Here is a 2,850-nt window from a genome sequence, read left to right as displayed (position 1 = left end):
GCGCGACCTGCGCACGCGCGTGCCTCGGGACGTCGCGGTACTCCCCCGCGACCCGGGGGCCACCGGCCTCGATTCCCGAGAAACGGCTGGTCGAGCCACCCATGGCGGCCAGGAGGTCCTCGGCGCCCCACATCATCCCGGCGCATCCGGGTGCGGCGGCGATCTCCGCGGCGCGGATCACGCCCAGAGGCGTCTCCACCAGCGCCAACACCGCCGCGCCGGTGGCGGCGTGGACGTCGGCGACCTGCGCGGCCGACTCGGTCTTGGCGAGCATGACGCAACGGTAGCCCGTCCCGGCGAGGGCCTCGAGGTCCGCGGCGTGATCATCGGAGTCGCTCGGGTTGACACGGACGATCGTGCGCTCCGGATCCAGGTCGGAGGCCACGAGCGCCTCCCGGGCGGCCGGTCGGGCGTCCGGTGCGACCGCGTCCTCCAGGTCGACGATCACCACGTCCGCGCGCTCGGCCGCCTTGCCGTACCGCTCGGGGCGGTCGGCCGGGCAGAACAGCAGTGCCGGGCCGGGCGGGATCCACGCCGGGGTCATGCCGACCCCTCCCCCGCCTGGTCGGCCGGACGCTTACGGACCAGCGTCTTGCGGACGGCCCTGGCCACCACGTCACCGTGCTGGTTGCGACCGATGTGCTCGAGAGTCACGATGCCCTCGCCCGGACGCGATTTGGACTCCCGCTTGTCCGTGCACACCGTCTCGGCGTAGAGGGTGTCACCGTGCAACACGGGCTTGGGGAAGGTGACCTCGGAGAACCCGAGGTTGGCCACGATCGTGCCCTGGGTGAGCTGCGCGACCGACAGCCCGACCAGCGTCGACAGCGTGTGCATGGAGTTCATGAGCCGCTCGCCGCCGAAGCCCGGCTGCTCGGCCGACCACGCCGCGTCCAGGTGCAGGGCCTGGGTGTTCATGGTGAGCGTGGTGAACAGGACGTTGTCCGTCTCGGTCATCGTGCGCCCGGGGCGGTGGAGGTAGGCGGTGCCGACCTCGTACTCCTCGAACCACAGTCCGCGCTGGACGATCTCCTTGCGCTGTCCGTCCATCGTCACAGCCTGGTCACTCATAACCCGAGACCGCGCGCGATCAGCATGAGCTGCACCTCGGTGGTGCCCTCGCCGATCTCGAGGATCTTGGAGTCCCGGTAGTGCCGGGCCACCGGGTACTCGTTCATGAACCCGTAGCCGCCGTGGATCTGGGTGGCGTCCCGGGCGTTGTCCATGGCCGCCTCGGAGGAGACCATCTTGGCGATGGCGGCCTCCTTCTTGAAGGGCTTGCCGGCCAGCATGAGGCGGGCGGCCTCGTAGTAGGCGCAGCGCGCGGTGTGGGCGCGGGCCTCCATGCGGGCGATCTTGAAGGAGATCGCCTGGAACGACCCGATCTTCTGGCCCATGGACTCGCGTTCACGCGCGTACTTCACCGACTCGTCGACGCACCCCTGGGCGGCGCCGGTGGCCACCGCGGCGATCGCGATGCGCCCCTCGTCGAGGATCGACAGGAAGTTCGCGTACCCGCGCCCCTCCTCGCCGAGGATGTTCTCCGCCGGGACCCGCACGTCGGAGAACGTCAGCGGGTGGGTGTCGGAGGAGTTCCAGCCGACCTTGTCGTACGCCGGCTCGACCGTGAAGCCGGGCGTGCCCGACGGGACGATGATGGTCGAGATGGCCTTCTTGCCGTTGTCCCGCACGCCGGTCACCGCGGTGACGTTGACCAACGAGGTGATGTCGGTTCCCGAGTTGGTGATGAACTGCTTGTTGCCGTTGACCACCCACTCGTCGCCGTCGCGCTTCGCGGTGGTCTTGGTGGCGCCGGCATCCGACCCCGCACCGGGCTCGGTGAGGCCGAAGCCCGCGAGCTTCCTGCCCGCGGCGAGATCCGGCAGCCAGGTGTTCTTCTGCTCGTCGGTGCCGAAGTGGTAGATCGGCATCGCGCCGAGGCCCACGCCCGCCTCGAGCGTCATGGCGGTCGACTGGTCGACACGACCCAGCTCCTCGAGTGCCAGGGAGAGGGCGAAGTAGTCGCCGCCCATGCCGCCGAACTCCTCCGGGAAGGGCAGGCCGAACAGGCCCATCTCGCCCATCTTGGCGACGACCTCGTAGGGGAAGGTGTGGTTGCGGTCGTGCTCGGCCGAGGCGGGGGCGACCACCTTGTCGGCGAACTCGGCGACCGTCGACTTCAGGTCGGCGTAGTGCTCTTCCAACTCAGGCATTGCCTTCTCCTTCGGATTCCTCGGTGGAGGGGTAGGGCTCGACGGTCGCGAGCAGATGGTCGGCGGGCACCTGCTCGCCGGTGGAGACGTTCAGCCGGACCACCCCGTCGATCGGTGCCGACAGGGCGTGTTCCATCTTCATGGCCTCGACGGCCAGGACGTTCTGACCCGCGGTCACCTCGTCGCCGTCGGCGACGAAGCACGCGATGACCGACCCGGGCATGGGGCTGAGGATCTGACCGTCCGACAACCCGGCGTCGTGGATCCGGGAGTCGATCAACGGGAGCAGCCGCAGGTCCCAGGTGCCACCGTCGCCGGCCACCCAGAAGGTGTCCGCCGCCTTGGGGTCAGCGGAGCGGACGACGGTCCAGCGCTGTTGGGTGCCGTCGACGGTCAGTCGCAGCGACCCGCCGTCCCGGGCGACCCTGGCCCGGTGCCGCGAGGAGACCTCGGGCTCGGCCGTGGAGCCGATCGTGGCGTCGGTGATGGTCACCTCGGCGTCGTCGGGTGTTCCCCTGAGACCGACGGTGACGGCGTCCGAACCCGGGCCGGAGTCCAGCCGGGTCCACACCTCGGCGCGCCCGCCGACCCGCCAGCCGTTGGGCACGTCCCACGGTCCGCGCCGGGCGGCCGGCAC

General features: G+C 70.4%; 4 protein-coding genes. All 4 read right to left on the bottom strand.

Going from position 1 to position 2,850, the window contains the following annotated elements; translation table 11 throughout:
- Window positions 1-544: HpcH/HpaI aldolase/citrate lyase family protein (locus tag G6028_RS12010; protein ID WP_241730715.1), on the bottom strand; the 544-nt coding region annotated here is incomplete at its 3' end.
- The gene (locus G6028_RS12005) at window positions 541-1,050 is read right to left on the bottom strand and encodes a MaoC family dehydratase (RefSeq protein ID WP_179526313.1); all 510 of its coding nucleotides are present in this window, start codon (window positions 1,048-1,050) and stop codon (window positions 541-543) included. The genes G6028_RS12010 and G6028_RS12005, both read right to left, overlap by 4 nt.
- Window positions 1,051-1,067: 17 nt before the next feature.
- Window positions 1,068-2,213, bottom strand: a complete 1,146-nt coding sequence (locus G6028_RS12000) for an acyl-CoA dehydrogenase family protein (protein ID WP_179525850.1) — start codon at window positions 2,211-2,213, stop codon at window positions 1,068-1,070.
- Window positions 2,206-2,850: acyl-CoA carboxylase biotin carboxyl carrier protein subunit (locus tag G6028_RS11995; protein ID WP_338404208.1), on the bottom strand; the 645-nt coding region annotated here is incomplete at its 5' end. The genes G6028_RS12000 and G6028_RS11995, both read right to left, overlap by 8 nt.

Origin of the sequence: Dietzia cercidiphylli (assembly GCF_014145145.1) — a bacterium.
Classification (GTDB): Bacteria; Actinomycetota; Actinomycetes; order Mycobacteriales; family Mycobacteriaceae; genus Dietzia; species Dietzia natronolimnaea.
This window is presented reverse-complemented; position numbering and strand designations above follow the sequence as displayed.

Excerpts from the sequence above, each read along its gene's own strand:
- G6028_RS12005 (WP_179526313.1), bottom strand. The coding sequence starts at position 1,050 with ATGGACGGACAGCGCAAGGAGATCGTCCAGCGCGGACTGTGGTTCGAG.
- G6028_RS12000 (WP_179525850.1), bottom strand. The coding sequence starts at position 2,213 with ATGCCTGAGTTGGAAGAGCACTACGCCGACCTGAAGTCGACGGTCGCC.